Origin of the sequence: Cupriavidus sp. UYPR2.512, from assembly GCF_000379565.1 — a bacterium.
Taxonomy (GTDB): Bacteria; Pseudomonadota; Gammaproteobacteria; order Burkholderiales; family Burkholderiaceae; genus Cupriavidus.
On sequence record NZ_KB902898.1, the window covers coordinates 86,031 to 112,166 of the forward strand.

Here is a 26,136-nt window from a genome sequence, read left to right on the forward strand (position 1 = left end):
GACGGGGCAACTGGAGATGAACAAGATGTCCCACGAGATGCAATTCGGTTCGCAGGATGCCGTGGACTGCGTGGATCGCGCGATCCTGACGCGGCGTTCGGTGCGGGCCTTTCTCGATACGCACGTGCCGCGCCGGACCGTCGAAGAAATACTGGGCGTGGCCAGCCGTGCGCCGTCGGGCACCAATACGCAGCCGTGGCGGGTCTATGTGCTGTCCGGCGAGGCCAAGGCCAAGCTGTGCGCCGATGTGCTGGGCGCCTACGAAGACCCCGAGCGCGACAGCAAATACCTGGAGGAGTATCCGTACTACCCGCGCGAGTGGGCCGATCCCTACTTGTCGCGGCGGCGCAAGGTGGGCTGGGACCTGTACGGGCTGCTTGAGATCAGCCGCGAAGACAAGGCGCGCATGCATGAACAGCACGCGCGCAACTTCCGTTTCTTTGATGCGCCGGTAGGGATGATCTTCACCATCGACCGCATCATGGAGCAGGGCAGCTGGCTGGACTACGGCATGTTCCTGCAAAGCATCATGGTCGCCGCCCGGGCGCGCGGGCTCGATACCTGCCCGCAGGCGGCGTTCACGCAGTTCCACAAGATCATTGGCAGTCACCTGCGGCTGCCGCCGGAGGAAATGGTGGTGTGCGGCATGTCACTGGGTTTTGCCGACCCGGAGGCGATCGAGAACCAACTGACCACGGAACGTGAACCGGTCAGCGGGTTCGCGCGTTTCCTCTCATAGCAAAGTTTGTATCAATGTGTAACGATGAATGCCGATATACAAGGCGATTTCCCTGTATTGGCTGGAGTGTTTCAAAGGGCAGCAAGTTGAACCCGGGTACGCCTGGGGCAAGCCAGAGGCGGTTCGCATGCAAACGTGACCTTTTGGTGGTTTTTTCCGTAATGTGGAAATGTTTGCAAATCGAACTTTAAGGAGCGTCTGTAAGTCTTTAATCTTGCTAACAATTTCTTTCTTTCCTACACTAGCGCCATTCTTATGCGCTGAACGAATCATGTTCCGGTCTGATTCCATTTTTTCCAGATTCTTCGGCTCCGCACCCCTGTCCGCTGTTGCCGCCGCGGTCCTGGTGTCGGTGTCGATGGTCGCGGCGCCCGTGGCCGATGCGGCCACCACGTCCGCAACTACCCAAAAAACATCCAAGAAGCAGGCAACATCGGCTAACGCCGAGAAAAAAAGTGCTTCGAAGAGTTCACGTGGCGCCAAGGTCGCCAAGAGCGAAGCAAGCGGCACGCGCAAAGTGGTGGTGCTGAAGAACGGCAAGCGCCACACCGTCGTGGCCCAGCGCGCGGCACCCGTGCGCGCCGTCTTCACCCCGGCCAAGCCGTCGCTGGGCGAAGCCATGGGCTTGCGCGACACCGATGACGCGCTGGCACTGCGTTCCAGCGTGGCGCTGGTGATGGACCAGAACTCGAACGAGGTGCTGTTCCAGAAGAACGCCAGTGCGGTGCTGCCGATTGCCTCGATCACCAAGCTGATGACCGCGCTGGTGGTGATGGACGCCCGCCTGCCGATGGACGAAGTCCTGACCATCTCCGAAGACGACCGCGACACCGAAAAGCACAGCAGCTCGCGCCTGCGCTTTGGTACGCAGCTGACGCGCCAGGAACTGCTGCTGCTGGCGCTGATGTCGTCCGAGAACCGCGCCGCGTCGGCGCTGGGCCGCAACTACCCGGGCGGCCTGCCGGCCTTTGTGCAGGCGATGAACCGCAAGGCCCGCGAGCTGGGCATGAACGACAGCCACTTCGTCGATTCCAGCGGCCTGTCGAGCAGCAATGTGTCGAGCGCAACGGACCTGGTGCGCATGGTCAACGCGGCGTACCGCAACCCGACCATCCGCGAGTTCTCGACGCAGACCGAGCATGAGGTCAACGTGCTGGGGCGCACCCAGCACTACGTCAGCACCAACCGCCTGGTGCGCGGCGGCAACTGGGAGATCGGCCTGCAGAAGACCGGCTTTATCTCCGAAGCCGGCCAGTGCCTGGTGATGCAGGCCAAGGTCCAGGGCCGCAACGTGGTGATGGTGTTCCTGGACTCGGCCGGCAAGCTGTCGCGCTTTGCCGATGCCAACCGCGTCAAGGACTGGCTGGAGCATGCGCCGTCGCCATCGTCCCCGCCGCGTGGCTTCCCGTCGTCGCCGAACCTGACGCAGGCCCCGGGCGGCGCGCACGCGATCCTGGCCGCGCAGCAGTCGCGCGGCATCTGATACGGAACGCCTGTCCAGAAAAAAAACGCGCCGTGCTACGGCGCGTTTTTCTTTCAGGCGGCCACAGCCGTCAGAGCAGCTTGCCGGGGTTCATGATGCCGGCCGGGTCGAACACGGCCTTGATCTCGCGCATCAGCCGCAGTTCCAGCGGGTCCTTCATGGCCAGGAAGGCATGGCGCTTGAGCTGGCCGATGCCATGCTCGGCACTGATGCTGCCGCCGTAGCGCATCACTTCGTCCAGCACCGCGTCGGTCACCGCATCGCCTTGCGTGGCCGCCCAGTCCTTGGGCGCGCCGGCTGGGCGCGACAGGTTGTAGTGCAGGTTGCCGTCGCCGAAGTGCCCGAAGATAAAGGGCCGGATGGCGGGATCGAGCACGCGCAGCCGCGTTTCCATCGAGGTCATGAAGGCCGGGATCTGCTCGATCGGCAGCGAGATGTCGTGCTTCAGGTGCGGGCCGTCGGCGCGCTGTGCTTCAGAGATTTCCTCGCGCAGTTTCCACAGCGCCTGCAATTGTGCGAGCGAGGCAGACACGGCGGCGTCGAGGCACAGCTCGCGCTCCAGCGCCTCGCCGATGACGCGTTCGAGCAGCGCGTTAAGTGCCGCTTCATCGGTGGTGTCGGCCAGCTCCACCAGCACATAGGCGGGGTAGCGTTGCGCAAACGGTTCCTGCACTCCTTCCGCGTGCGTGAGCACCAGGTCCAGGCAGTCGCCGGTAAAGAATTCGAAGGCCTGCAGGCGTGCGCCGCATTGCGCGAACAGCAGCTCATAGAGTGCCAGCGACTGCGCCGGCGAGGCCACCGCCGCCAGCACCACGCTGCGCGTGTCGGTGCGCGGGAACAGCCGCAGCGCGGCCGCGGTGATCACGCCGAGCGTGCCTTCGGAGCCAATCAGCAGCTGCTTCAGGTCATAGCCGGTATTGTCCTTGCGCAGCGTGCGCAGGCCGTGGAAGACCTCGCCATTGGGCAGCACCGCTTCCACGCCCAGCACCAGCTCGCGCGCCATGCCATAGCGCACCACGTTCACGCCGCCGGCATTGGTCGCAAGGTTGCCGCCGATCTGGCACGAGTCTTCGGCCGCCAGCGACAGCGGCAGCAGCCGGTTGGCGTCCTGCGCCGCGCGGCGCAGGTTGCCGAGGATGCAGCCGGCCTCGGCAACCATGGTGTTGGCGATGGTGTCGAGCGAGCGCACCGCGTTCATGCGATCCAGGCTCAGCACCACGTTCTGCGCCTGCGCATCGGGCGTGGCGCCGCCGCACAGGCCGGTATTGCCGCCGCGCGGCACCACCGGCACCGCGGCCTGCTGGCACAGCGCCAGGGCGCGCGACACCTCGTCCACGGTGCGCGGCCGCAGCACGGCCTGGGCCTGGCCGCGGTAGATGCCGCGCCAGTCAGACAGCCACGGGGCGATGTCGTCGGGATTGGTCAGGACGGTGTCGGTGCCGAGGGCCTCGGTGAGCCGCTGGGCGAATTGGCCGATATGCATGATGGCGGTGTCGTCTCAGGAAAGGGAAGGGTGGCTGGCGCCGCGCGCTGTCGACGCTTCATCGGCGCGCGCGCGCAGCACAAGGCCAAGCCGGCGTGCGGCGCATTGCAGGTGCGTCACCGCAGCCGCGCGGGCTGCCGCGGCATCGCCGCGGCGGATGGCTTCGACGATCGCTTCATGCTCGGCATGCACGGTCTCGGCCAGCCCTGCCTGGCGCAGCGTATTGGCGCGCGCGGTGGCCACGGCCTGGTGCAGCTGCAGGTTCAGGTACTGCAGCAGCTGGCGGTAATAGGGGTTGTGCGTGGCGGCGGCAATGCCGATATGGAAGGCGGCGTCGATATCGGCGGCCGGCTGCGGGTCGTAGAGATGAGCGTGCAGCCGCTGCAGCAATGCGCTAAGTGCGGCTACGTCCTCATCGGTGCGGCGCATGGCGGCCAGCGCCGCGGCGGCGCCTTCCAGGTCGATGCGCAGGTCGTACAGGTCGGCCAGCCCGCTGGCGTCGATATCGGGTTCGCGCGGCAGCTGGAACCCCGCCGCGCCGGTACGCGAGCGCACCGTGCAGCCAACGCCCTGGCGTGACTCGACGAACCCCTGCGAACGCAGGTGCTCGGTGACTTCGCGGATCACCGCGGCGCTGACGCCGTACTGCTCGGCCAGCTGCCTGCCGGTCGGCAGCCGGCTGCCGACGGGGTAGGCGCCGCTTTCGATATCGGCGCGCAGCTGGCGGGTGACCTGTTCGGTGAGGGTGACGGCGCGGGTTCGCATGGGTGCCGATTATAAGGTTTGCTGGTTATCTGAAAACTAAGGGTAAACCATTGAATTGGGATGACCGCAGCCCCAAAAGCAAAACGCGCGGACTGCCATGACGGCAGCCCGCGCGTTGGTGGTGGCTGGTAATGCGGTTTTCAGGCGGCGGCTTCGGTCACGTAGCCCATGCCGCGCGAGATCTGCAGCGCTGTGTCCTTCAGGTTCTGCAGCCAGCTATCCTGCAGCCGGTCGGCCGGCGCCGACAGCGACAACCCGGCCACCAGCCGGCGCGAGTCGTCATAGATGCCGGCGGCAATGCAGCGCACGCCCAGTTCCAGCTCTTCATTGTCGCGCGCATAGCCGTTGGAGCGCACCCAGCTGAGCTCGCGCTCCAGCTTGGTCAGGTCGGTGATCGAGGTGCGGGTATGTCCGGCCAGCCCGGTGCGGGTGGCGTAGTTGCGCACGCGCGCGGCTTCGTCGGCAGCCAGGAACAGCTTGCCGACCGAGGTCAGGTGCAGCGGCGCGCGGCCACCGATGGCGCGTACCACCTGCATGCCCGAGCGCTCGCTGTAGGCGCGCTCGATGTAGACGATCTCGTCGCCCTGGCGTACCGACAGGTTTACGGTCTGGCCGGTGACGCGGTGCAGCGCGCGCATCGGCGCCAGCGCCGCGTCGCGCACCGACAGGCGTGCCTTGACCAGGTTGCCCAGTTCCAGCAGCCGCATGCCGAGCCGGTAGCTGCCAGGATCGGAACGGTCGACAAAGCGGCAGGCCACCATGTCGTTGAGGATGCGGTGGGCGGTGGAAGGATGCAGCCCCGTGGCCAGCGACAGCTCTTTCAGGCTGACCGGGTCGGCGTGCTGGGCGAGTGCGTCCAGCAGGGTCATCATGCGCTCGATGACCTGGATGGACGTCTTGCCGGGTGACTTGTCTGCGTCGGACATAGATGGGAAAAGGAGAAATGTTGCCTTGCGGCATTTTTAAGCGTCTGCCTGATTCTATCTCGCATCGTGAAAATTTCAATAGGTGAAATGACATTACCGTAAGAAACGCCCGGTGATGTTGCCCCGGGGAAGTGATGTGCATTGCACCGGATTCACGTCCTTGCTCAACGGTTTGTGCGCCACGTGCGACGCAAACGCGCATAATTGCGGGGTTTCGGGTCTGGAGAAGTCGACAATGCGAGTTGGTCTGTTCGCCACCTGCCTGGTGGACCTGATGCGTCCGGAAATCGGGTTTTCGGTGCTCAAGCTGCTGGAAGCCGCCGGCTACGAGGTCATGGTGCCCGAGGCGCAGACCTGCTGCGGCCAGCCGGCCTACAACTCGGGCGAGCGCGCGGTGTCGCGCGACCTGGCGGAGAAATTCCTGCGCGAGTTCGAGATGTTCGACTACATCGTGGTGCCGTCGGGCAGTTGCGGCGGCATGATCCGCCACCACTACGCCGACCTGCTGCGCAACGATCCCGAACTCAACGGCCGCTACGAACGCCTGCGCGAACGCGTGTTCGAGCTGACGGATTTCCTGGTCAACGTGGCCAGGGTGCAGACGCTGCCGTCGTCGTTCTCGGGCCATGTCACCTATCACGACTCCTGTTCCGGCCTGCGCGAGCTGGGTGTCAAGCAGCAGCCGCGTGAGCTGCTGTCGCGCCTGCCGGGCGTGCAGCTGACAGAAATGAAGGATTGCGAAGCCTGCTGCGGTTTTGGCGGCACCTTCTCGGTCAAGTACGGCAATATCTCGACGGCGATCGTCGACGAGAAGTGCGCCAACATCAAGGCGAGCGGCGCCGATACAGTGGTGCTGGGCGACCTGGGCTGCATCCTCAATATCGAAGGCCGCCTGCGCCGCACCGGCGACAGCAGCACGCGCGTGCTGCATATTGCCCAGGTGCTGGCGGGCGACGCCTGACATGCGCTGAAATCGGGGGAATCGCCACGATGCAAGTCCACAGCATGGAATTCAAGGCGCGCGCCGGCCAGAAGCTGGCCGACCAGCGCTTGCAGCAGAACCTGAAGAAGCTTTCGACCAAGTTCGTCACGGCACGCGCCGACGCGATCCGCGATATCGACTTCGACGCCACGCGCGAGGCCCTCAGGGAGCGCCGCGACCGCGCGCTGGAAAACCTCGACGTCTGGCTGGCCACCTTCGAAGAGAATGCGACGCAGCGCGGCGCCACGGTGCTGTTTGCCGAGACCACCGCCGATGCCGCGCGCCTGGTCGCCGAGATCGCGCAGAAGCACGGCGTGAAGAAGGTCATCAAGAGCAAGTCCATGGTGACCGAGGAAATGCGCCTGAACCAGGTGCTTGGCGAGATGGGCGTGCAGAGCATCGAGACCGACCTGGGCGAGTACATCCTGCAGATCAACGACTCGGAACCGCCGTCGCACATCATTGCGCCGGTGGTGCACAAGGACAAGGACGAGATCGCCGACCTGTTCGCCAGGGTCCACCACAAGCCGCGGCTGACCGAGATCCCGGAGATGACGCGCGAGGCGCGCGAAGTGCTGCGCCCGGAGTTCCTGAGCGCCGACATGGGTGTCACCGGCGGCAACTTCATCATTGCCGAGACCGGCTCGGTGGCGGTGGTCACCAACGAGGGCAATGAGGGCATGTGCACGGTGATGCCGCGCGTGCACGTGGCCGTGACCGGCATCGAAAAGGTGCTGCCGACGCTGGAAGACCTGGCCACGGTGATGCGCCTGCTGCCGCGCTCGGCCACCGGCCAGGCCATCTCGAACTACTTCTCGCTGCTGACCGGCCCGCGCGCCGATGGTGAGCGCGACGGCCCCGAGCACATGTACTTCGTGCTGGTCGATGGCGGGCGCACCGGGTTGATCGGCGGCGACTTCCAGGAGATGCTGCGCTGCATCCGCTGCGGCGCCTGCATGAACCACTGCCCGGTCTACCAGAAGATCGGCGGCCACGCGTACGGCTGGGTCTATCCGGGCCCGATGGGCAGCGTGCTGACGCCCAGCTACGTCGGCCTGGCCAATGCGGTGGACCTGCCGCAGGCAGCGACCATGTGCGGCGAGTGCAACCGCGTGTGCCCGGCATCGATCCCGTTGTCGGACCTGCTGCGCAAGCTGCGCGAGAAGCAGATGGAGCGCGGCCTGCGGCCGTGGCAGGAGCGCTTTGCGCTGCAGGCGTGGGACTACGTCGCCAAGCGCCCGGAACTGTATGCCTTTGCCACGCGCATCGGCGCCTGGCTGCTGGGGCGCATGGGCGGCAGCAACAAGCTGATTGCCAGCCTGCCGATGGCGGGCAAGGGCTGGACCGAAACCCGCGACATGCCGGCCCCGTCGGGCCGGACGTTCCGCGAACTATACAAGGAAAGGAGAGCACGTTCATGAGCACAGCCAACAGCGAAGTCCTGGCGCGCATGCGTGCCGCACTGGACCAGCACCTGGCCGGATCGATGCCCGCTGGCGATTTGGTGCGCGCATGGCGCGAAGCCGGTACCGGGCTGGCGCTGCCGCCGGTCTACGGGCAGGCGATGGAAGAGTTGCTGCGCCGGCTCGAGATGTCGTCAGTGTTCGCGCAGGATAGCTGCTCGTTTTCGAGTTCGGCTGTGACGGACCAGCTGACGCGCTGGCTGGACAAGGCGGCAACGGTCTGAGGCTTCAGTACAGCACCACTACTAGCCCTTCATCATCCCCGTCAGCGTATCCACGAATTCCAGCGACAGCCGCGACAGCGGTTCAGTCTGCACATGGAAGATCTGCACCGAGGCATTGACCTTCGTGCGTACCGGCACCGCGACGATGTTGGGCCAGTCCCCGCCGAACACTGTCATGGCGTCGACCAGCGCGATGCCGGCGCCGGCCTGCGCCAGTGCGCGCGCCACGTGGGCCTGTTCCACCTGCACCCGCATATCGGGCTGGTCGCCCTCGTTGCCGAACATCTCGTGCACCAGCAAGCCAAACGGTACGTCCTGTCCGTAGCCGATCAGGTCCTCGCCGATCAGGTCGGCCGGGCGCACCCACTTGCGCGTGGCCAGGGGATGCCCCACCGGCACCAGCGCCACGATCTCGTTTTTCACCAGCAGGCGCGCCTCGAGGTTGGGGTGCACCAGCGGCATGTTCGACACCGCCAGGTCCACCTGTCCCGATAGCAGCGCGCGCAGCATGTTGCCCGGAATCTGCGTACGCACCACCACGCGCACCGCCGGGTGTGCAGCGCGGAAGCTGGCGATGGCGCGCGGCAGCACGGTCTGGCCGAGGTTGGGGCTGCACGTGATGCGCAGGCTGCCAGTTCGGTTGGCCGCGAGGTCCTCTGCGATCTCGTTGACGCGCTCGATCCCTTCGTAGACCGCATTGACTTCGCCCAGCAGACGCCGCGCTTCCGGCGTGGGGTAGAGCCGCCCCTTGGTGCGGCGGAACAGTTCCAGGCCGAGGCGTTGCTCGGTGTGCGACATCAGCCGGCTGATGGCCGGCTGCGACACATACAGCAGCTTGGACGCGCCGCTGATCGAGCCGGTCAGCATCACGGCGCGGAATACCTCGATCTGGCGTAGGTTCATTTTCATGGTATTAACCTGATGTTAAGGCTGGCGGACATATAAGCATATGACAGTCAATGGCGCCATACCTACACTGGACTCCATCGACACACGCCGCGCGCCACAGGGCACGCACCAGCGATGTGCAGGGTTTTCCATCCCGGAGGCAGGAGACTGTATGAGCGACATTCATCTCACCTACATTAACGGCAAGGACATTGCGCGCCTGGAAATGACCGACGCCGAGATCCTCGACGCGGTCGAGCAGGCGCTGGTGGCGCAGGGCAACGGCCAGACCGTGATCGAGCCACGCGTGCACCTGATTCCCGACCCCGCCTTCAACGGCCACTTCAACGTGTTGCGCGGCTATGTGGCGCCGCTGGGACTGGCAGGCGTCAAGATCGTCGGCGACTTCGTCGACAACTACAAGCTCGGGCTGCCATCGGAAATGGCGATGCTCAACCTGTTCGATCCGCGCACCGGCATGCCGGTGGCGATGATCGATGCCACCTTCATTACCGACGCGCGCACTGGCGCGCTGACCGCGCTCGGTGCCAAGCATCTGGCGCGCCGCAACAGCAAGGTGCTGGGCCATATCGGCGCGCGCGGCACCTCCTACTGGAACGTGCGCCTGCTCGACAGCCTGTTCGACTTCGACGAGATCCGCGTGCACTCGCGCCGCCCCGAAAGCCGCAATGCCTTCGCGGCGAGGCTGGAGCGCGATCTCGGCAAGAAGATCGTCGTCACCGAAGACTGGGAGTCGTGCGTGCGCGGCGCCGATATTGTGATCGAGGCCTCGCGCCTGGAGCGGCCGACGCCGATGCTGAAGACGGAGTGGATCAAGCCCGGCGCCTTTGTCGTGCCGTACGGCACCATGAGCGCGGTCGAGCTGTCGCTGACCGACATCATGACCAGGATGGTGGTGGATGACTGGGGCCAGTGCAAGGGCGGCATGTTCGGCTCGCTGCGCGCGCATGTGGAAGCCGGCAAGCTGTCGGAACAGACGCTCTATGCCGAACTGGGCGAGATCGTCGCCGGGCGCAAGCCGGGCCGCCAGAGCGACGACGAGACCAACCTGTTCTGGCACCGCGGCCTGTCGCTGAGCGATATCGCGCTGGGCCACGCCATCCTGAAAAAGGCCGAGAGCCGCGGCCTGGGCCAGAGGCTGCTCTACGCATGATCGCCAACGCCCGCATGTACTCGGTCAGCGCGCCGGTGGAGCAGGCGTGGCGCGCGCTGTTGGCGCACGTGGCCGACCGCGCCGGCGTGGACCTGCCATATGTCGAACATCCCGCGCCGGCCCCGGTCAACGCGTTGTGGGCGCGGCCGGACTGCGGCTGTGTATTCATGTGCGGCTACCCCTATGCCAGCGCGCCGGTAACGCCGCAATTGCTGGCCGCGCCGGTGCCGGCGCTGGCACGCTACGGCGGGCGCCCGGTCTACTTCAGCGAATTCATCGTGCGTGCTGACGCGCCGGTGCAGGCGCTGGCGCAGACCTTCGGCGCTCGGCTGGCATGCATGCTGCCTGAGTCCAACTCGGGCTACAACGCGCCGCGCCATCACCTGATGCGGCTGGCGCCGGCCGGCACCCGTGCGCTGTACCGGCCTGCCGCCGCACCCACGCCGACCCCGCGCCAAGTCATCGACGCGGTCATCGGCGGGGACGCCGAGGTGGGAGTGGTCGACAGCTATGTGCTGGACCTGCTGCGCCGCTTCGAACCCGGGCTCGCGGGCCAGCTGAAAACGCTGGAGGTGACCCCGGCCGCGCCGATCCCGCCGCTGGTCGCCTCGGCGCAGGCCGACCGGCACGAGTGCGCGTATGTGCGTGCCGCGCTGCTGACGCTGCATGAGGGTGCAACGGGGAGCGCGTTGCTGTCCATGCTGGGGCTGGCGCGCTTTGCGCCGGTGCAACCGCCCGACTATGCCGTTCTGCCTGAACTCGCACGCGAAGCGGACCAGGCGGGGTTTGCGCTGACCGATGCCGGACCGGGCACGGCCAAGCACAATAACTAGACTGCCGGCGCGGTGGGGGAGCCAAGCCTGATCACTGCCAAATAGGGGAACCGTCATGAAGACCGCTGTGAAACCTGATGTGGAAGCTGCCGTGAAGCCCGCCGTAAATCCTGTCCTTCGACGCATGGCCATGCGCTGCCTGCTTGGCTGCATCGCGGCCTGCGCGCCGTGGCTCGCTGCCGCACCCGCGCTGGCCCAGCCGCCTGGGTATCCCGCCAAGCCGGTGCGCATCGTGGTGCCGTTCGCCGCCGGCGGGCCCGCCGATGTGCTCGGCCGCGCGGTCGGCGAAGGCATCGCCAAGGCCACCGGCCAGAGCGTGCTGGTAGAGAACAAGGCCGGCGCCGCCGGCACTATCGGCGTCGACATGGTGGCCAAGGCCGCGCCCGACGGCTATACGCTGGCGCTGGTGCCGGTCGGCAATATCGCGGTGAACCCCACGCTGATGCCGAACCTGCCGTACAAGCCGGCCGACCTGGCGCCGGTGGCGATGCTGGCCACCGCCGAGAACGTGCTGGTGGTTAATGCGGCCACGCCAGTCAAATCACTGGCGGAACTGCTCAAGCTGGCCGGGCAGAAGCCGGGTGAGCTGAGCTTTGCTTCGCCCGGCGCCGGCAGCCAGGCGCACCTGGCCGGCGAACTGCTGCAGCTGGATGCCCATGTCAAGCTGAACCACGTGCCGTACAAGGGCATCAGCCCGGCCATGACCGATGTGGTCGGCGGCCAGGTGACGATGATGTTCGCGCAGATGTCGGCGGCGCTGCCCTATATCAAGGCCGGCAAGCTGCGCCCGCTGGGTGTGGCCAGCGCCAAGCGCTCCGCGGTGCTGCCCGATGTACCGACCATCGCCGAACAGGGCTTCCCGAAGTTCGAGGCGTTGTCGTGGTATGCGCTGATGGCCCCGGCCGGTACGCCCGCGGAGATCGTGCGCAAGCTCAGTCAGCATGTTGATGCAGTGCTGGCTGATGCGACGCTGAAGGAAAAGCTGGCCACGCTGGGGATGGAAGCCGCCGGCGGCACGCCGCAGCAGCTTGCCACTACCATCCAGAAGGAAAGCACGCGCTGGGCCGGCGTGATTCGGCAGCGGCATATCACTATCGACTGAAGCGTCGCGCACTGGGATGAAAAAGGGGAGCCGCCTGGCTCCCCGTCTTCATTGCCCGCTGTCTTCAACCCAGCAACAGTGCATCATCATCCAGCTGCTCGTGCCGCGTCTGCTCGAACATCTTCAGCAGGTCCGGCACATCCAGGCCCTTGCGCTTGTCGCCCGACACGTCCAGCACCACCTGCCCCTGGTGCAGCATCACCGTGCGCTGGCCGTAGTCGAGCGCCTGGCGCATGCTGTGCGTGACCATCATGGTGGTCAGCTTGCTTTCCTCGACGATGCGCGCGGTCAGCTCCAGCACGAACGCCGCGGTCTTCGGGTCCAGCGCGGCGGTGTGCTCGTCCAGCAGCAGGATGCGCGACGGCTGCAGCGAGGCCATCAGCAGGCTCACCGCCTGGCGCTGGCCGCCGGAGAGCAGGCCGATGCGGTCGGTCAGGCGGTTTTCCAGGCCCAGGTTGAGCAGGCGCAGCTTTTCGCGGAACAGCTCGCGCGAGGCGCGGTTCAGTGCCGGGCGGAAACCGCGGCGGCTGCCGCGGGCCATCGCCAGGGCCATGTTTTCCTCGATGGTCAGCGCCTCGCAGGTGCCGGCCATCGGGTCCTGGAACACGCGGGCCACCAGGTGGGCGCGGTCCCATGCGGGCTGGCGCGTGACGTCGGTGTCATCGATGGTGATGCGGCCCGAGTCGACCATCTGGTCGCCGCTGATCGCGTTCAGGAAGGTCGACTTGCCGGCGCCGTTGGAGCCGATCACGGCCACGAACTGGCCGCTCGGGATCTCCAGGCTGAGGCCGCGCAGGGCGCGGGTCTCGATGGGGGTGCCTGGGTTGAAAGTGAGCTTCAGGTCTTGTGCGCGCAGCATCTCAGGCACCTCCGTTCTTGCGGGCGAACAGCTTCTTGCGGGTCGCCGGCAGCACCAGCGCGATCGTCACCAGCGCGGCGGTGACCAGGTTCAGGTCCTGCGCCTTGAGGCCGATGAAGTCGCTGTTCAGCGCCAGCGCGATGAAGAAGCGGTACAGGATGGCGCCCAGCACCACGGCCAGCGTGGTCCAGATCAGGCGGCGTGCCGGCAGGATGGTTTCGCCGATGATCACCGCGGCCAGTCCGATCACGATGGTGCCGATGCCCATGGAGATATCGGAGCCGCCCTGGGTCTGCGCGAACAGCGCGCCGGCCAGTGCCACCAGTGCATTGGACAGCGCCATGCCGGCCAGCGTGGCGCGGCCGGTGGGGATGCCTTGCGAGCGAGCCATGCGCGGGTTGGCGCCGGTGGCGCGCATCGCCAGGCCCAGCTGCGAGCTGAAGAACCAGTCCAGGCCGACCTTGGCCACCACCACCACCACGAGCAGCACCAGCGGGCGCAGCACGTAGTCAGGCAGCCAGTCGGGCTGCAGGATGGTGAACAGCGTGGGCTCGGTGATCAGCGGCACATTGGGGCGGCCCATGATGCGCAGGTTGACCGAGTACAGCGCGATCATCATCAGGATGCTGGCGAGCAGATCCATGATCTTCAGGCGCACATTGAGCCAGCCGGTGATGAAGCCTGCCAGCGCGCCGGCCGCGATCGCCACGGCAGTGGCCACGAACGGGTCCTGGCCAGCGGCGATCAGCGTCGCGGCGACGGCGCCGCCGAGCGGAAAGCTGCCATCAACGGTCAGGTCGGGGAAGTTGAGGATGCGGAAGGAGATCAGCACCCCGAGCGCCACCAGGCTGAAGATCAGGCCGATCTCCAGGGCGCCCAGAAGGGAAAAGAGGGACATGGGGGAATCCTGTTGCAGGGGCTGGCGGCTGCCTTGGCGCCGCCTTCGGGGCGGGTGGGCCGGCACGCCCGTGTGGGGCTGACGGCCGCCTCGCCCTGTTCTGTCCCGTCGGGCCGGATAGGCCCGACGGAGCACCCGCCGTCTCGCGACGGCAGGGGGCAGTGCTGGTCCGGGCTTACTTGATGACCGTCTTGGCTTCCTTGACCAGCTCCGGCGAGAGCGTGACGCCTTGCTTGGCAGCGGCGCCCGTGTTGACGAAGAGCTCCAGGTTGTCGCTGGTCTGCGAGGCGATCGCGCCCGGCTTCTCGCCCTTCAGGATGCGCACCACGACCTTGCCGGTCTGGTGGCCCAGGTCGCCGTAGTTGATGCCCAGCGCGGCCACGGCGCCACGCTTGACGCTGTCGGTATCGGCGGCCACCAGCGGGATCTTGGATTCGTTGGCGACCTTGACCAGGGACTCATACGCCGACACCACGTTGTTGTCGGTGTTGGTGTAGATCACATCGACCTTGCCGATCAGGCTCTTGGCGGCCGGGCCGATGTCCACGGTGCGCGGCGCGGCGGCTTCCTTGAGCGTCAGGCCTTCCTTGGCCAGCAGCGCGCTCAGTTCCTTGACCACCACCACCGAGTTGGCTTCGCCCGGGTTGTAGACCATGCCCACGGTCTTGGCCTTGGGCACCACACGCTTGATCAGCGCGACCTGCTTGTCCAGCGGCAGCTTGTCCGACACGCCGGTCACGTTGGTGCCCGAGGCCGACCAGCTCTTGACCAGCTGCGCGGCGACCGGATCGGTCACGCCCGAGTAGACCACCGGCACGGTCTTGGTGGCGGCAACCACGGCCTGGGCCGACGGGGTGGCGATGGCAACGATGGCGTTCGGGTTGTCGCCGACGAACTTGCGGGCGATCTGCGCCGCGGTGCCGGTGTTGCCCTGGGCGCTCTGGTATTCCCACTTCAGGCTCTTGTCGGCGTCATAGCCGGCGGCCTTCAGCTCGGCGCGCACGCCGTCGCGGATGGCGTCCAGCGCGGGATGGTCGACGATCGACAGCACCTTGACGGTCTGGGCCTGCACGGCGCCGCCGTACAGCAGTGCCAGCGCCACGGCGCCGCCCAGGATGGACTTGGTTGCTGCGAGACCCTTGATGGACTTCATTGTCTGCTCTCCCCCGAAACTCGGTTCTGGATTGGATACGGCCGCGGATGGTTCGGTCCGCAGTCCTGGCCCGCGCGCATGGTGGCGTACGGTGCCGGTCCGGGCGGGCGCGAGCGGCTTCCTGCGGCTGGAGGGAGCGTGCGCGGGCGCGTCGGATGCGACAGCGATAAGCCTGCGAGGATACCACTTCCCGCGCACGATATGGACAGTCATCATGCGGAAGTGGGGCATCGGATGCTGCCAGACGCCCGCAATCCGCCATCGAGGCGCATTTTATTGCGCGGGATTCATATTTGGCTTGTGGATTACCCTGATTGCGGCGGCCACATCTTCATGCAATTGCGCGATCCGGGGGCGAGGTTTTCCTCGAATGCTGGCTTGCACCGGCATGAGGAAAATGATGCGGCACGCGCAACATATTCGCAGTCGAAGCGGGGATCTTGAATTCACGTTTCGAAAGGCTGCCTGACGGCGCCGGCTCAGCCGCGCAGCGCCGCGGCGCAGTCGCGCACCAGCGCCGGGCCGCGGTAGATCAGGCCGCTGTAGACCTGCACCAGCTTCGCGCCGGCGTCGATCTTGGCGCGCGCATCGGCGCCGCCGAAGATGCCGCCCACACCGATGATCGGCACCGCGTCGCCGACCACGCCGTGCAGCGCGCGCACCACCCGGGTCGAGGCCTCGAACACCGGGCGGCCGGACAGGCCGCCGGCTTCCTCGGCGTGGGGCAGGCCCTTGACCGCATCGCGCGAGATGGTGGTGTTGGTGGCGATCACGCCGTCGATCTTGTGCCGCACCAGCGCGTCGCCGATGTTGCCGATCTGGTCGGCATCCAGGTCCGGCGCGATCTTCAGCGCCAGCGGCACATAGCGCTTGTGCTGGTCGGCCAGGCGCTGCTGCGCGTCTTTCAGCGTCGACAGCAGGCTGTCCAGCTCGCTCGCGCCTTGCAGCTGGCGCAGGTTCTTGGTGTTGGGCGACGAGATGTTGACCGTCACGTAGCTGGCGTGCGGGTAGACGCGTTCCAGGCAGTAGAGGTAATCATCGTTGGCGCGCTCGATCGGCGTATCGGCGTTCTTGCCGATGTTCAGCCCCAGCACGCCGCCCTCGGCCTTCCAGCGCGATGCCCGCACATTGGCGACAAAGGCATCGACGCCGCCGTTATTGAAGCCCATGCGGTTGATCAGCGCATCCGCTTGCGGCAGCCGGAACATGCGCGGGCGCGGGTTGCCCGGCTGCGCGCGCGGCGTGACCGTGCCCACCTCGATAAAGCCGAAGCCGAACGCGGCCAGCCCGTCAATATAGGCGCCGTCCTTGTCCAGCCCCGCGGCCAGGCCGACCGGGTTGGGGAAACGCACCCCCATGACCGTGCGCGGGTCGGCGGCAATCTTGTTGCCGATGCAGCCGCCCAGGCCCATGCGATGGGCGCGCAGCAGGTTGTTCAGCGTGAAATGGTGGGCGTCCTCGGCATCCATCGAGAACAGGGCGGGGCGAAACAGGGGGTAGAGCGCGTTGAGCACGTGGGGCAAGGGCAGAGTGAATACCAGGCCCGCATTGTAGCGGCTGGGCTGCATGCCCGGGCAGCGCGCGGCCGGATGCTGCGGCCTGGCTATTCCCGGGTGGGTGCAGGCGCCGGACTGGCCGCATCCCCGGCTTCGTCCTCGAACGCATGCCAGTGGTTGCCGGTCAGCACCTGCAGCGGCCGGAAGCGTGCCTTGTAGGCCATCTTGCGGCTGTCGGCGATCCAGTAGCCCAGGTAGAGGTGCGGCAGGCCCAGCTCAAGCGTCTGGCGGATCTGCCACAGGATGTTGTAGGTGCCATAGCTGGCGTTGCGCTCAAGCGGGTCATAGAAGGTGTAGACCGACGACAGCCCGTCGTCGAGCACGTCGATCATGCTGACCATGCGCAGGCGCCCGGCCTCGGGCGAGCCCGGCGGTTCGCGGAACTCCACCAGGCGCGAGTTGACGCGGCTCTGCAGCAGGAACTGTTCATACTGGTCGCGGCTGTCCTGGTCCATGCCGCCGCCGGCGTGGCGCATCGACTGGTACAGCAGGTACAGCGAGTAATGCTCTTCGACATAGGTCAGCGGCGCGACCAGTGCCTGCAGGTGCTGGTGCCGGCTCCAGGCGCGGCGCTGCGAGCGGTCCGGCGCGAACTGGTCGACCACCACGCGGCATGGCGTGCAGGCATGGCATTCGTCGCAATAAGGCCGGTAGGTGAAGATGCCGCTGCGGCGAAAGCCGGCGCGCACCAGGCGTGAATAGACGTCGGCATTGATCAGGTGCGCCGGGGTGGCGACCTGGGAGCGTGCCATGCGGCCGTCGAGATAGCTGCAAGCGTAGGGCGCCGTGGCATAGAACTGCAGCGCGGAGAGCGGAAGTTCCTTCAGCTTGCTCATGACTCAGGGGGCTCCGGGCGGGACGATGCGGCCGGACGCGCAGTCAGCGGGGCGTCCCGTGCCAGGTTTCAGCCAGCTGGCGCGGCTGGCGTCCCGGCCCAGCGCTCCAGCACCGATTTGTCGAACCGCCACGGGCTGATCGCTGGCTGCGCCGTCGCCGCCCGCACATGGGCCACGAATTCCGCGCGGGGGATCGGGCGCGCACCCAGCGAGGCCAGGTGGTCGGTTTCCTGTTGGCAGTCTATCATCGCCACGCCGTGATTGCCGAGGAACGCGCACAGCGCCGCCAGCGCAATCTTTGAGGCGTCGGTGCGGTGTGCGAACATCGATTCGCCGAAGAACATCCGCCCCAGCGCCACCCCATACAGGCCGCCCACGCGTTCGCCGCGGTACCAGCTTTCGACGGAATGGGCCATGCCGTTGCGGTGCAGCGCACCGTACGCGGCAATGATGTCGTCGGTGATCCAGGTGCCATCCTGGCCGTCGCGCGGCGTGGTCGCACAGGCGCGCATGACCGCCAGGAAGTCGTCGTCGACGCGGATTTCCCAGTCAGCATCGCGCAGCACGCGCCGCAGGGTCTTGCGCAGGTTCAGAGAGACGCGCAGCGCCGGCGGGGGCAGCACCATGCGCGGATCGGTGCTCCACCACAGCACCGGCTGGCCGCTCGAATACCACGGGAAGATGCCCTGACGGTACGCCAGCAGCAGCCGCTGGGGCGACAGGTCGCGGCTGGCGGCGAGCAGGCCGGGGGCCTCGGAATCGGGCCCGAGCGCCTCGTCAACCGGCGGAAACGGGTCTTGCGGGTCCAGCCAGGCAATCATGCGGGCTGCGCCGTAGGGCGATGCGCGGCAGCTGCGCCGCTCAGGGCGTGACCGTGGCCCGGCTGGTCAGCGGGCGCATGGGCTTGTCGATATCCAGGCTGTGCAGCCGGAAGCTGCCGTCCTGCAGCCGCCCGGCGGCGCGGTCGGCAAAGAAGCAGCGCAGGGTGTGGATCACGGTGGGGAATGCCAGTTCATCCCAGGGCACATCGGCCTCTTCCACCAGCTTGACCTCCAGGCTTTCCTCGCCGGGGGCGATATCCAGGTCATCCAGCGTGGCCAGGTAGAAAAGATGCACCTGGTGCACATGCGGCACGTTCAGGATCGAGAACAGCTCGCCGACCTGCACGCGCGCCCCGGCTTCTTCCAGCGTCTCGCGAGAGGCAGCCTGTGCGGTGGTTTCGCCGATCTCCATGAAGCCCGCCGGCAGGGTCCAGAACCCGTAGCGCGGCTCGATCGCGCGCTTGCACAGCAGGATCTTGTCTTCCCACACCGGGATCGTGCCGACAACGTTGCGGGGATTGACGTAGTGGATGGTGCCGCAGTTGTCGCAAACACTGCGCGGGCGGTTGTCGCCGTCAGGCACGCGCAATACGACCGCATGACCACAGTTCGAGCAGAATTTCATGAGGGGCGTCCGGGAGGAATGGCGAAAGTGTATCACCCTCGCCGAGGGGGCCGGCAGGCATGATTGGGGTGGTGGGGCACCCTGGGACCAAGGCAGACGGGCGCTGCACGGAGGGCAGCATCGGGTCGCCCGGTGTCGGAGAGCACTAGAAAACAAAAAACCCGCCGGAGGCGGGTTTATCTGCTTTGACGGTGCCGCTGATACGCATCATGCGGTTGGTTGCGGGGGCAGGACTTGAACCTGCGACCTTCGGGTTATGAGCCCGACGAGCTGCCAACTGCTCCACCCCGCGTCCGTCGAAGAGAAGACTATATAGCATCTGGTTGCGCAATGCAACACCTGTTTAAGAATACCTTCCAGCGATGAGCATTGCCGCCTGCCATAACGATTAGATTGCCGGCACGGGGCAGAGGTTCAGCCGTTGCCGGCGTTATCGATGGTGCGCTGCCACAGCGCGGCTTCGAATTCGAAGCTGTCGCGCTGCTGCAGGTCGTCGCGCTGCCAGATCACGCGGTCGCGGCGTACCGTCAGCATCCAGGTGGTGGTGGCCAGCGGCGCCGGGTGGGAGAACGCACGCGGAGTCAGCACCGCGCCGCAGGGGCCATGCCGGGGATCGCGCACTGAGGTGTAGCGGATCATGCCGAGGCCGGCCTCGCGCGCGATGCGGCCGAAGGCCTGGCAGGGCTCGTGGTGGACGGGGTTGGTCCAGGTTGCGTGGTCCTGGTCGAACGGCGGTGTGTCCAGCGCCACGCCCCAGGTGTCGACGCGCACTTCGAACAGCGTCTGCGCACGGGCGTCGATGCGCGGCAGCGCCGGGCTGTCGTTGAGGAAGCGCCAGCGCCAGTAGCCGAGTTCGGCGCAGGCGGTGCGGATCTCGTTGGCGCCGTAGAACACGCCCGGATCCTGGCTGGCGCGAAAGCGCGAGCCCCAGGGCGAGGGCGGATAGCGGAACGGGGTGAACAGCAGGTAGTGCAGGTGGCGTGCCTCGGCGGGCACGGCGGGTTTGCCGGCGTCGAGCACGGCTTCCAGCACAGCCTGTTCTTCCAGGCTGTCGACCAGCGGCATGGTGGACACGACGTGCTGGGCCTCCACCGCCCGCCACAGCGTGAGCGCGAACTGCCGGCGCTCAGATGCGACCGCGGGTGGCGTCCAGGTAGTGAACGACACGGACCAGACCTTCCGTTGTGCGGATCATTTCAAGGGGCTTGCCGCCCAGCGCCAGGTTTTCATTGGTCAGCCATAGCCGGGCCTGGTCACCGTGGCCCAGGATGGCATCCAGCGATCGGAACAGGCGCACGAACAGCACGCCGAATTCCCACTCCTTGCGGTGCGCATCGAGCACATAGCCGCCAGACGCCATGCGCGACACCGATGCCGTGCTGATGCCCAGCACGGTTGCCACCACGGCCTGGCTGATGCCGAGGAAGCCAGCGGCGCGCATCACAGCCTTGGTCAGCGTGGTGCCGGGGTCGGGGCCGCCGGCGGGATCGGTTTCCGGAATCCGCCTGGATTGCATCGCCATCACTCCTGTTTCTTGAGAAATATTATAGGCGATGCATTTCAGAAGGGAAGCGATTGGTGAAAAGACCAGCGAACTGCGGGGTCCCGCGTCAGTAGGTCTCGATATGGAGTCGGCCCTCCGCCTTCATGGTGGCCTCAATCTCGGGCCAGGCGTGCCCGGCGCCGGCGCACACCGCTTCGAATGCTTCCAGCACGCCCGCCTCCATACCCTTCAGTCCGCAGATATAGACATGGCCGTTGGGATCGGCCAGCAGGGCGGCGGCGCTGTCCGCGGCCTCGCGGATCGCGTCCTGCACGTAGCGGCGTGGCGCGGCGGGCTCGCGCGAGAAGGCGAAATGGATCTCCAGGAAGTCCTTGGGCAGCTTCAGCAGCGGGCCGAAATAGGGCAGTTCGTTGGCGTTGCGCGCACCGAAGAACAGCTGCCGGCGCCCGCCGAAGTGCGCCATGTTGCGGCGCATGCGCTCGGTCATGGCGCGCATCGGCGCGGAGCCCGTGCCGGTGCAGATCATCATGATGCTGGCCTCGGCATGGTTGGGCATCAGAAAGGTCGATCCGAACGGGCCCACCACCTGTACGTTGTCGCCCTTGGCCAGGTCGCACAGGTAGTTGGACGCGACGCCCCGCACCGGCTTGCCGTCGTGGTCCTGGTCGACCCGTTTGACGGTCAGCGCCAGGTTGTTGTAGCCCGGGCGCTCGCCGTCGCGCGGGCTGGCCACCGAGTACATGCGGATGTAGTGCGGCTTGCCCGACGCATCCGTGCCGGGCGGCACGATGCCGATCGACTGGCCTTCCAGGATCGGGAAGAAGTGCGTGCCGAAATCCAGCACGATATGGTGGATGTCGCTGGACGCGTCCGCGGCGGTCAGCCGGTAGTTGCCGGCCACGGTTGCCGTGACCGGCGCGCGCACGCCATGCAGATTCACATAGGGATGGGCCGCCGACCACGGCGCGCGCGGCGAGGTGTGGCGGCTGATTTCCACGGACTGGATGGCGGCGTCGGGCGCGGCGCCGGTTGCCGTGCCGCTGCCTAGGGTTGCCTGCGGCGCCTCACCCAGGTCGGCCAGTTCCGGCAGCGGCACCTCGGCCGGCAACTCGTCCCATAGCAGTTGCGCCGCGATCGGGTAGGCCTGGCCGCGCAGCATGGTGCGCCAGTTGTCGATGGCGCCGGTCGGGCAGGGCGAAAGGCAGGCGTTGCAGCCGTTGCACACGTCCGCCCTGACCACGTAGTTGCGGTCGTCGTGGGTGATGGCATCGATCGGACAGGTGTCCTCGCAGGTATTGCAGCGGATGCAGATTTCCGGATCGATCAGGTGCTGCTTGATGATGTCGGGGGCGCCCATGGCGTGTCTCCGGTGGCTCCTGGCCTGTCCTTGTTGTTCTGGTTCAGTTGAAACGCACGTACTCGAAATCCATCGGCTGTCGGTTGATGCCCACCGCCGGCGGCGCGATCCAGTTGGCGTACTTGCCCGGCTCCGCCACGCGGCCCATCAGCGAGGCAACAAAGGCGCGGTCTTCGTCGGTGGCCAGCCACTTGCGTTGGTTGGCCTTCCACTCGGCTTCGGCAATCAGCTGGCCCCCGGGTGAGACACGCACATTGGCCAGCGTGCCGATCTTGCGGTTGAAGGCCTTGTGCGGCACGGTCAGGCGGAACGCGATGCCGGCCTTTTCGATGACCTTGTTCCAGCGCGCCACGCCGCCCATGCTGTCCTTGATGTAGTCGTCGCGCAGCACTTCATTGAGCGCGTTGAGCATCGGCACCTCGCGCTCGCCCAGGCGGCCGTCGCGCACTTCCGGCGCGCGGTAGACATCGCTCTTGAGCACGTGGTCGTCGGCGCGCTTGCCTTCCTCGAAACGGCCCTTCAGGCCGGCGCTGTAGAAGGTGGCGGCGTTGGACGACTGGTCGGCGCCGAACAGGTCGATGGTGACGCTGTAGTGGAAGTTCAGGTAGCGCTGGATGGTCTCCAGGTCGATCACCCCCGCGGCCCGCACTTCGTCGGGGTCTTCGATGCCGCGTTCGCGCATCACCTCGCAGGTGCGCTGGATCACGCGCGACACGCCTGATTCGCCCACGAACATGTGGTGCGCTTCCTCGGTCAGCATGAAGCGCGTGGTGCGCGCCAGCGGATCGAAGCCGGATTCGGCCAGCGCGCACAGCTGGAACTTGCCGTCGCGGTCGGTGAAGTAGGTGAACATGAAGAACGCCAGCCAGTCCGGTGTGCGCTCGTTGAAGGCGCCGAGGATGCGCGGATTGTCCTGGTCGCCCGAGCGGCGCTCCAGCAGCGCCTCGGCTTCTTCGCGGCCGTCGCGGCCGAAGTAGCGGTGCAGCAGGTACACCATTGCCCACAGGTGGCGGCCTTCCTCCACATTGACCTGGAACAGATTGCGCAGGTCATACAGGCTCGGCGCGGTCAGGCCCAGATGGCGCTGCTGCTCGACCGAGGCGGGCTCGGTGTCGCCCTGCGTGACGATGATGCGGCGCAGGTTGGCGCGGTGCTCGCCCGGCACGTCCTGCCAGGCGGCTTCGCCCTTGTGCTCGCCGAAGTGGATCCTGCGCTCGGGGTCGGCCGGCTGCAGGAAGATGCCCCAGCGGTAGTCCGGCATCTTGACGTGGTCGAAATGCGCCCAGCCCGATGGATCGACCGACACCGCGGTGCGCAGGTAGACATCGAAGTTGTCCGAGCCGTCAGGCCCCATGTCGCGCCACCAGTCGAGGAACGCCGGTTGCCAGTGTTCCAGCGCGCGCTGCAGCGCGCGGTCGTCGGACAGGTTGACGTTGTTGGGGATCTTCTGGCTGTAGTCGATGCTCACGTGCTGTCTCCTTGTTGTCTGGCGGGGCCCGGGCGCTACACCCGGTCCCAGTCGAAGCGTGCCTTGTTGCCGCTGCCGAAGACCTTCAGCGCGCCGTTCTCGCCAACGGCGTTGGGGCGCTGGAAGATCCAGTTCTGCCATGCGGTCAGGCGGCCGAAGATGCGCGTTTCCATGGTCTCGGCGCCGCCGAAGCGCAGGTTGGCTTCCATCCCGGTCAATGCATCCGGCGACAGGCTGGCGCGTTCTTCCAGGGCGAGGCGGATTTCGTCCTCCCAGTCGATATCGTCGGGCGCGGCGGTGATCAGCCCGAGCGAGTCGGCGCTGAGCGCATCCAGCGGCGCGCCGATATGCTCGCGCACCGCCGTGAGCGCGGCCTCGTCACCGTAGAAGCGCGCCGCCAGCCGGGTTTGGCCGTTGGGCATGGGGTAGTGGCCGAAGTTGAGCGCCGAGACGAACACGCGCGGTGCGTCGTCGGGGGCGTCGGGCAGGTGCAGCATGTAGCTGCGGTCGGCGGCCAGCGCCAGTTCCAGCAGCGTGCCGGCAAAGCACGAATCCGGCTCGATCAGCGCAATCAGGCTGCGCGAGGACACATCGAACCGCGCCAGCGTGCGGCGCAGCATGCCGATGGTCTCGCGCACGAACCAGTGGCCAGCGTGCGCGTGCAGCAGGGCATCGGCCGCCAGCACCGCGGCAGGGTCGCCATCGGTCTTCAGCACCCAGATGCCGATATCGAGATGGTTGGTGCGCAGCGTCAGGATGGCGTCGTCCAGTTCGCGCGACATCTTCAGCGGCCACCATTGCGCGCCGGCCGAGACCACGCCGGCAAGGTCGGCGGGCTGGTGCTTGTCCGGCCCGAACACGGTGACCGTGGCCTTGCGTGCCGCGGCATCGACATGCACGCGCACGGTCTCGTAGCGGTAGCCGTCGGGCTCGATGGTGCGCGACAGCGGTGTCAGCGTGATGCCGTGGTGGCCCTGGGGGCGGTCGCTGGTGGCCGCCAGCGCCGCCGCGCGCTCGGCGACGTACTCGGCGAAGCGGGCCGGCTTGACCACTTCATCGACCAGCTTCCAGTCCTTGGCGCGCTGCCCGCGTACGCCCTCGGTGGTGGTGCAGAAGATATCGGCATGGACGCGGCGCACATGGCGCTTGTCGGTCACGCGCGTGAGCCCGCCGGTGCCGGGCAGCACGCCCAGCAGCGGCACCTCGGGCAGGCTTACCGCGGACGAGCGGTCATCGACCAGCACGATCTCGTCGCACGCCAGCGCCAGTTCATAGCCGCCGCCGGCGGTGGTGCCATTGCAGGCGGCGATGAACTTCAGCCCCGAATGCCGGCTGGCATCTTCGATGGCATTGCGGGTCTCGTTGGTGAACTTGCAGAAGTTGACCTTCCACGCATGCGACGACAGCCCCAGCATGAAGATATTGGCGCCCGAGCAGAAGATGCGGTCGCGCGCGCTGGTCAGCACCACGGTGCGCACTTCAGGGTGTTCGAAGCGGATGCGCTGCAGCGCGTCGTGGAGTTCGATGTCGACGCCAAGGTCGTAGGAATTGAGCTTCAGCGCGTAGCCGGGGCGCAGTCCGCCTTCCTCGTCGACGTCCATCGCCAGCGTGGCGACGGGGCCGCCGAAACTTAGTTTCCAGTGGTGGTACTGGTCGGGATGACGCTCGAAGGTGACGGGGGCGGGCCTGTCTGACGAGGCATCTGCCTGGTCAGGGCGTAGTGGGGTGGTTGCCGGCGCGGACATGGTTGTCTCCTGAGTGCACTATAGTGCCTTGCGGCTTTTGATGAAATATAGTGCATGGAGACGGCCGGCGCAATGTCTTTGTCAGCCGTGCGCGGCCGGCGGGTAGTCAGGCGCCGGCGGCCTGCAGCTGGGCGCGCAACTGTTGCAGCGAGGCGGCGGCGTCCTGGCCGCTGGTGTCGATCGAGATATCGGCGCGGTCATAGAGCGGCGCGCGTGCCTGCAGGATGCGGCGCAGGTCGGCCATGGCCTCGCGGTTGCCTTCCATCGGCCGCATGTCGCCCTGGGCCACGACGCGCGCCATGTGTTCCTCCGGCGAGGTGCGCACCCAGATGGTGTAGCACTGCGACAGCAGCAGGTTGAAGGTGGCGGGTTCAGAGACCAGGCTGCCCGGCGTGGCCAGCACCAGGCGGTCGTGCTCGCGCAGGATGCGCTCCAGTGCGCGCATTTCGTAGCGGCGGTAGGCCGCCTGGCCGTAGAGCGAATGGATTTCCGACAGGCTGGCGCCGGCTTCCTGCTCGATCACCGTGTTCAGTTCGACAAAGGGCACGTCCCTGGCCGCAGCCAGCGCGCGGCCCAGGGTCGACTTGCCGGCGCCGCGCAGGCCGATCAGCGCGATGCGGCGCTGGCGCGCATCGCCGGACCCTGCGGGGGCCAGTGCATGGCGGCAGGCTTCACGCACGCGCGCCAGTTCGCCTGCGGGCAACTGCGCCAGCCATTGCACCATCTGCGCAAACTCGGTGGCCTGCTCGCCGTTCAGGCCGTCCACTTCGGCCAGCACCACCGGCAGCGGCACGTCGAGCGCGCGCGCCACCTGGCGCAGCAGCAGCACCGACGCATTGCCGGTGCCGGTTTCCAGGTTGGCCAGGTAGCGCTCGGACACGCCGGCGCCGCGCGCCAGGTCCTTGCGTGACATGCCGCGCGAGGCGCGCAGCGAGCGGATGCGCTCGCCCAGCAGCGTCAGGTAGGGGTCGCGCTCGGCGTTGGCGGCTGCAGCGGGCGCGTCCCCGGCAGGGCGCGTGTCGGCATCGGTCTCGTTGGCGGGCAGCGGGGCGGGATCGCGGCGCATGGTGGTGGTTTCGGGTTGACCGGCAGGAAAAGCAAGGGCGCATTATACGAGCAGCCTTGGTGCGCCAAGTGGCGCGGCAGGCAGTCGGTTCGATAAAGCCTGTCCTATAGTGCATCCCCTCGCTTGCATAATAGTTGATATGAAATAAAATGCATTAACTAGCGGATGCCGGAATGCACATTGGCG

General features: G+C 66.8%; 25 protein-coding genes and 1 tRNA gene. 8 read left to right on the forward strand and 18 right to left on the reverse strand.

Features of this window, described 5'->3' with window-relative positions; translation table 11 throughout:
• Positions 1-16 precede the first annotated feature (16 nt).
• Together A3A5_RS0109485 and pbpG are read left to right on the forward strand one after the other, a co-directional pair.
• Positions 17-739: a nitroreductase gene (locus A3A5_RS0109485; RefSeq protein WP_018310357.1), complete on the forward strand. Its 723-nt coding sequence runs from the start codon at positions 17-19 to the stop codon at positions 737-739.
• 271 nt (positions 740-1,010) lie between these two features.
• Positions 1,011-2,222 (forward strand): D-alanyl-D-alanine endopeptidase, encoded by a 1,212-nt coding sequence (gene pbpG / locus A3A5_RS0109490; protein WP_018310358.1) that lies wholly within the window; start codon positions 1,011-1,013, stop codon positions 2,220-2,222.
• 70 nt (positions 2,223-2,292) lie between these two features.
• Here the strand turns inward: pbpG and A3A5_RS0109495 are convergent, their stop codons facing one another.
• The 3 genes from A3A5_RS0109495 to A3A5_RS0109505 form a co-directional block, all read right to left on the reverse strand.
• On the reverse strand, positions 2,293-3,705 hold the full coding sequence (locus tag A3A5_RS0109495; RefSeq protein WP_018310359.1) for an FAD-binding oxidoreductase: 1,413 nt from the start codon (positions 3,703-3,705) through the stop codon (positions 2,293-2,295).
• Between the two features lie 15 nt (positions 3,706-3,720).
• Positions 3,721-4,470 (reverse strand): FadR/GntR family transcriptional regulator, encoded by a 750-nt coding sequence (locus A3A5_RS0109500; protein ID WP_018310360.1) that lies wholly within the window; start codon positions 4,468-4,470, stop codon positions 3,721-3,723.
• A gap of 140 nt (positions 4,471-4,610) precedes the next feature.
• Positions 4,611-5,396, reverse strand: a complete 786-nt coding sequence (locus tag A3A5_RS0109505) for an IclR family transcriptional regulator (RefSeq protein ID WP_013956405.1) — start codon at positions 5,394-5,396, stop codon at positions 4,611-4,613.
• A 235-nt stretch (positions 5,397-5,631) separates the two neighbouring features.
• Between A3A5_RS0109505 and A3A5_RS0109510 the strand changes: the two genes are divergently transcribed.
• The 3 genes from A3A5_RS0109510 to A3A5_RS0109520 are packed head-to-tail and all read left to right on the forward strand — an operon-like array spanning position 5,632 to position 8,065.
• Positions 5,632-6,357, forward strand: a complete 726-nt coding sequence (locus A3A5_RS0109510; protein ID WP_018310361.1) for a (Fe-S)-binding protein — start codon at positions 5,632-5,634, stop codon at positions 6,355-6,357.
• A gap of 29 nt (positions 6,358-6,386) precedes the next feature.
• The gene (locus A3A5_RS0109515; protein ID WP_026200618.1) at positions 6,387-7,799 is read left to right on the forward strand and encodes a LutB/LldF family L-lactate oxidation iron-sulfur protein; all 1,413 of its coding nucleotides are present in this window, start codon (positions 6,387-6,389) and stop codon (positions 7,797-7,799) included.
• On the forward strand, positions 7,796-8,065 hold the full coding sequence (locus A3A5_RS0109520; RefSeq protein ID WP_018310363.1) for a hypothetical protein: 270 nt from the start codon (positions 7,796-7,798) through the stop codon (positions 8,063-8,065). Before A3A5_RS0109515 ends, A3A5_RS0109520 begins: the two co-directional genes overlap by 4 nt.
• 21 nt (positions 8,066-8,086) lie before the next feature.
• Here the strand turns inward: A3A5_RS0109520 and A3A5_RS0109525 are convergent, their stop codons facing one another.
• A complete protein-coding gene (locus tag A3A5_RS0109525) occupies positions 8,087-8,974 on the reverse strand; it encodes a LysR substrate-binding domain-containing protein (protein ID WP_026200619.1) in 888 nt (295 codons plus the stop codon).
• Positions 8,975-9,125: 151 nt separating this feature from the next.
• Between A3A5_RS0109525 and A3A5_RS0109530 the strand changes: the two genes are divergently transcribed.
• The 3 genes from A3A5_RS0109530 to A3A5_RS0109540 are packed head-to-tail and all read left to right on the forward strand — an operon-like array spanning position 9,126 to position 12,062.
• Positions 9,126-10,127 carry an ornithine cyclodeaminase family protein gene (locus tag A3A5_RS0109530; RefSeq protein ID WP_011615047.1) on the forward strand — a complete coding sequence of 334 codons (1,002 nt, stop codon included), beginning with the start codon at positions 9,126-9,128 and terminating at the stop codon, positions 10,125-10,127.
• Positions 10,124-10,960 carry a phosphate/phosphite/phosphonate ABC transporter substrate-binding protein gene (locus A3A5_RS0109535; protein ID WP_018310365.1) on the forward strand — a complete coding sequence of 279 codons (837 nt, stop codon included), beginning with the start codon at positions 10,124-10,126 and terminating at the stop codon, positions 10,958-10,960. Before A3A5_RS0109530 ends, A3A5_RS0109535 begins: the two co-directional genes overlap by 4 nt.
• Before the next feature lie 55 nt (positions 10,961-11,015).
• On the forward strand, positions 11,016-12,062 hold the full coding sequence (locus A3A5_RS0109540; protein ID WP_051108503.1) for a tripartite tricarboxylate transporter substrate binding protein: 1,047 nt from the start codon (positions 11,016-11,018) through the stop codon (positions 12,060-12,062).
• Positions 12,063-12,126: 64 nt separating this feature from the next.
• Here A3A5_RS0109540 and A3A5_RS0109545 read toward each other — a convergent pair whose 3' ends face one another.
• The 14 genes from A3A5_RS0109545 to A3A5_RS0109610 all read right to left on the reverse strand — a co-directional run bounded on the left by A3A5_RS0109545 (position 12,127) and on the right by A3A5_RS0109610 (position 25,950).
• Positions 12,127-12,921, reverse strand: a complete 795-nt coding sequence (locus tag A3A5_RS0109545) for an ABC transporter ATP-binding protein (protein ID WP_018310367.1) — start codon at positions 12,919-12,921, stop codon at positions 12,127-12,129.
• A gap of 1 nt (position 12,922) precedes the next feature.
• Complete coding sequence (locus tag A3A5_RS0109550; protein WP_018310368.1) at positions 12,923-13,819, reverse strand: ABC transporter permease; 897 nt, start codon at positions 13,817-13,819, stop codon at positions 12,923-12,925.
• A 175-nt stretch (positions 13,820-13,994) separates the two neighbouring features.
• Positions 13,995-14,972: an ABC transporter substrate-binding protein gene (locus tag A3A5_RS0109555; RefSeq protein ID WP_018310369.1), complete on the reverse strand. Its 978-nt coding sequence runs from the start codon at positions 14,970-14,972 to the stop codon at positions 13,995-13,997.
• 479 nt (positions 14,973-15,451) lie between these two features.
• A complete protein-coding gene (locus tag A3A5_RS0109560; RefSeq protein WP_026200620.1) occupies positions 15,452-16,486 on the reverse strand; it encodes a quinone-dependent dihydroorotate dehydrogenase in 1,035 nt (344 codons plus the stop codon).
• An 89-nt stretch (positions 16,487-16,575) separates the two neighbouring features.
• Positions 16,576-17,364 carry an arginyltransferase gene (locus A3A5_RS0109565; protein WP_018310371.1) on the reverse strand — a complete coding sequence of 263 codons (789 nt, stop codon included), beginning with the start codon at positions 17,362-17,364 and terminating at the stop codon, positions 16,576-16,578.
• A 68-nt stretch (positions 17,365-17,432) separates the two neighbouring features.
• Positions 17,433-18,185: a leucyl/phenylalanyl-tRNA--protein transferase gene (gene aat / locus A3A5_RS0109570; RefSeq protein WP_018310372.1), complete on the reverse strand. Its 753-nt coding sequence runs from the start codon at positions 18,183-18,185 to the stop codon at positions 17,433-17,435.
• A 40-nt stretch (positions 18,186-18,225) separates the two neighbouring features.
• On the reverse strand, positions 18,226-18,810 hold the full coding sequence (locus A3A5_RS0109575; protein ID WP_011615057.1) for an NUDIX hydrolase: 585 nt from the start codon (positions 18,808-18,810) through the stop codon (positions 18,226-18,228).
• A gap of 216 nt (positions 18,811-19,026) precedes the next feature.
• Positions 19,027-19,102, reverse strand: a tRNA-Met gene (locus A3A5_RS0109580).
• Positions 19,103-19,224: 122 nt separating this feature from the next.
• Positions 19,225-19,977 (reverse strand): RES family NAD+ phosphorylase, encoded by a 753-nt coding sequence (locus A3A5_RS0109585; protein ID WP_026200621.1) that lies wholly within the window; start codon positions 19,975-19,977, stop codon positions 19,225-19,227.
• The gene (locus A3A5_RS0109590; protein WP_018310375.1) at positions 19,937-20,326 is read right to left on the reverse strand and encodes an MbcA/ParS/Xre antitoxin family protein; all 390 of its coding nucleotides are present in this window, start codon (positions 20,324-20,326) and stop codon (positions 19,937-19,939) included. Before A3A5_RS0109590 ends, A3A5_RS0109585 begins: the two co-directional genes overlap by 41 nt.
• 94 nt (positions 20,327-20,420) lie before the next feature.
• Entirely contained in the window at positions 20,421-21,671 is a 1,251-nt protein-coding gene (gene boxA / locus A3A5_RS0109595) for a benzoyl-CoA 2,3-epoxidase subunit BoxA (RefSeq protein WP_018310376.1), read from the reverse strand.
• A gap of 43 nt (positions 21,672-21,714) precedes the next feature.
• On the reverse strand, positions 21,715-23,139 hold the full coding sequence (gene boxB / locus A3A5_RS0109600; RefSeq protein ID WP_018310377.1) for a benzoyl-CoA 2,3-epoxidase subunit BoxB: 1,425 nt from the start codon (positions 23,137-23,139) through the stop codon (positions 21,715-21,717).
• Positions 23,140-23,174: 35 nt separating this feature from the next.
• Positions 23,175-24,884 carry a 2,3-epoxybenzoyl-CoA dihydrolase gene (gene boxC, locus A3A5_RS0109605; RefSeq protein ID WP_026200622.1) on the reverse strand — a complete coding sequence of 570 codons (1,710 nt, stop codon included), beginning with the start codon at positions 24,882-24,884 and terminating at the stop codon, positions 23,175-23,177.
• Between the two features lie 106 nt (positions 24,885-24,990).
• Positions 24,991-25,950: a helix-turn-helix transcriptional regulator gene (locus A3A5_RS0109610; protein WP_018310379.1), complete on the reverse strand. Its 960-nt coding sequence runs from the start codon at positions 25,948-25,950 to the stop codon at positions 24,991-24,993.
• Between the last annotated feature and the right edge of the window lie 186 nt (positions 25,951-26,136).